Below are 2,876 nucleotides of genomic sequence, written 5' to 3'. Positions count from 1 at the left end.
GTGTTGCGCTGATGTACTCAGGCCCGTTGTCACAGCGAATGACTTGGGGTTTGCCACGCCACTGCATGATTTGCTCCAAGACCCGAATCACACGTAGCGAGGGCAATGAGAAGTCGACCTCAATGCGTGGAAATCAACAGCAAGACCACGGCATGCTCCAGCCCACCTCGAACGGCAAAGCGGTCTGGCGCGCGACCGTGACCAGCACGACCGGCTGGTCCCATTCGTTCACCCTGTTGCGTCTCGCTCCCGCGCTGATCTGGGAGTCTGGCGAGCGACCAGCACCTTTCGCGGGGACGGTAGAGATCGACGCGACGCCCGCGGAAAACGACGCCAGCATGTCGGCTCCCGCGCCTTCCGTCTCGGTGAACCCAGCGCAGGGAGGTCAAGAGCCTCCGATTCGGGAGGGCGACAGCACCACCATCGTTTCACCGCCCGCAGCCCAGCCCGTGCCCGACGTCATGGAGGATTTGCTCGCGATGGTGGGCTTGGGTGAGTCGGCCGGCGTTGGCCAGGATGCCGAGGAGTTCCTCCACAACCCGCGCCAGCAACAGCCGCGACGTCCATTCCATCGCCTGCACCTGCACCCGCGCCTACGCCTGGGCCATCGGCAACGAAGCCATCCGGGGAACAGTTCATGGTTTGGCTGAAGCAGGGAATCGCCTCACGACGGCTCATCATCAACGACGCGAAGGCACTCGTGCATACGGTGAATGACACGGCCTACCTGGTCAGCCCGGGTGTGTTCCAACGCTATGCGCAGGAGCATCCCGAAGTGGCCGCACTCGCCAAGCAGGAGAATCAACAGGATTGGCAGTGGGTGCAGAAGCGCTTCGAGAAGCTGCAGCTACATCGAAAGCAGCCCAATGGCCTGAACATTTGGACCTGTGAAGTCACGGGCCCGAGGAAGTCCCGCCGACTCCATGGCTACCTCCTCGAAGATGGGTCCTTGGCACTCGCCGAAATACCGCCCGCTAACCCCTATCTTGCTCTGACTCAGGAAGGATGACGCGATTGGGGCATTGATCGCCACCGTCGTGTGGCGACGATCAATGTCCCGCGAAAATTGGCAACATTTGGCGAACTGAGCTACTCGGCCCGCGCCAACTCCTGTGCAAGGAACGGAGCGGTTCTGCTGCCAGACGTTCGGGCCACCTGCTGAGGGGAGCCCGCCACCACGATGCTGCCGCCGGCAGCGCCTGCACCAGGCCCCACGTCGATCACCCAATCGGCCTGGGCCACCGCGCGCATATCGTGTTCGATCATCACTACGGTATTGCCGGCATCGACCAGGCGCTGCAACTGCACCAGCAGCCGGTCGGCGTCCGACGCATGCAGCCCGGTAGTCGGCTCGTCGAGCACGTACAGGCTTCGGCCGCGCTGGCTGCGCTGAAGCTCGGTCGCCAGCTTGATACGCTGCGCCTCGCCACCGGAAAGCTCGGTGGCCGGTTGCCCCAGGCGCAGGTAGCCCAGTCCGATATCGCGCAGCAGTTGCAGTGGCCTTGTCACAGCGTCTTCACCCGCGAAGAATTCGCTGGCTTCGTCCACGGTCATCTGCAGCACCTCGGCGATGTTGCGCCCGTTCCATTGCACCTTCAGCGTGGCCTCGTTGTAGCGTGCGCCATGGCACGTCGGGCACGGCGCGTACACGCTGGGCATGAACAGCAGTTCCACGCTGACGAAGCCCTCGCCCTCGCAGGTCTCGCAGCGCCCCTTGGCGACGTTGAACGAGAACCGTCCGGCATCGTAGCGGCGGCGTCGCGAATCGGGCGTGGCAGCGAACAGCTTGCGCACATGGTCGAACAGGCCCGTGTAGGTGGCCAGGTTCGACCGCGGCGTGCGCCCGATCGGTTTCTGGTCCACCTGCACCAGACGCTGTACGGCGTCCACGTCGCCCGCCAGATGGCCGCCGGTCGCTTCGATCACTGCCGGCCCTTCGCTGGTGGCGCTTTCGGCTACATCGTCTTCCGGCTCGTGGCCCAGGTGCAGCAGCACCAGCTCCGGCAGGGCCTGCGCGACGAGACTGGACTTGCCCGAGCCGGAGATGCCGGTGACGGCCGTCAGCACGCCCAGCGGAATGCGCGCATTCACGCCATGCAGGTTGTGGCGGTGAATGTCCTGCAGCTCCAGCCAGCCGGTCGCTTCGCGTGCCCGGCTTCCCGGCGCGGGGATCTCATCGAACAGGTAGCGTGCAGTACGCGATTCGGCAATCTTGCGCAGGCCATCCGGCTCGCCGCTGTAGAGCACGCGGCCGCCACGCTCCCCAGCATCCGGCCCGACATCCACGAGCCATTGCGCGCGGCGCATCAGATCCAAGTCGTGCTCCACCACGAACACCGAGTTGCCGGCGTCGCGCAGCCGGTCGAGTGCGTCGTACAGGGCCTGGCTATCGGAGGGGTGCAGGCCCGCGGAGGGCTCGTCGAGCACGTACACGACACCGAACAACAGGGAACTCAATTGCGTGGCCAGCCGCAGGCGCTGCAACTCGCCGGCCGAAAGCGTCGGCGTGGCCCGGTCCAGCGTCAAGTAGCCCAGGCCCAGCCCACGCAGTTGGCGCAGGCGTGCCATCACGCCACCGGCCAGGCGCTGCGCGGCGAGGCGCTTTTCTTCCGATAGCGCCGAGGTGCGGCGCACGTCGGGCGATACCGCATGGACGGCGCGACCGGAGGCCGCGCGTTCGGCACGGTCGCGTCGGGTCGCTTCCTTGTCCGTAGCCGCCCCCGCTGCATGGGCGCGGAAATCGCCCTGGGCAATGGGTTCGAGCAAGGCCGCCAACTGGTCCAGCGGCATCTGCATGAACGCGCCGATGTCCACGCCGGCGAAGGTGACCGACAGCGCCTCGGGCTTGAGCCGCTTGCCGTGGCAGGTGGGGCACG

Annotated in this window: 1 protein-coding gene and 2 pseudogenes; 1 reads left to right on the top strand and 2 read right to left on the bottom strand. The window is 65.9% G+C overall.

Features of this window, described 5'->3' with window-relative positions; genetic code table 11:
- Positions 1 to 124, bottom strand: a pseudogene (locus VGF12_RS16825) (IS3 family transposase); the annotation flags it as partial.
- Between the two features lie 7 nt (positions 125 to 131).
- Here VGF12_RS16825 and VGF12_RS16820 point away from each other — a divergent pair.
- Positions 132 to 1,009: pseudogene (locus VGF12_RS16820) on the top strand (conjugal transfer nickase/helicase domain-containing protein); the annotation flags it as partial.
- 80 nt (positions 1,010 to 1,089) lie between these two features.
- Here VGF12_RS16820 and VGF12_RS16815 read toward each other — a convergent pair.
- On the bottom strand, positions 1,090 to 2,876 hold a 1,787-nt coding region (locus tag VGF12_RS16815; RefSeq protein ID WP_331177198.1), incomplete at its 5' end, for an excinuclease ABC subunit UvrA.

Source organism: Roseateles sp., from assembly GCF_036404855.1.
Taxonomy (GTDB): Bacteria; Pseudomonadota; Gammaproteobacteria; order Burkholderiales; family Burkholderiaceae_C; genus Pelomonas.
The sequence above is the reverse complement of the archived record's forward strand: the minus strand, read 5'-3'. Positions and strand labels throughout refer to the sequence as shown.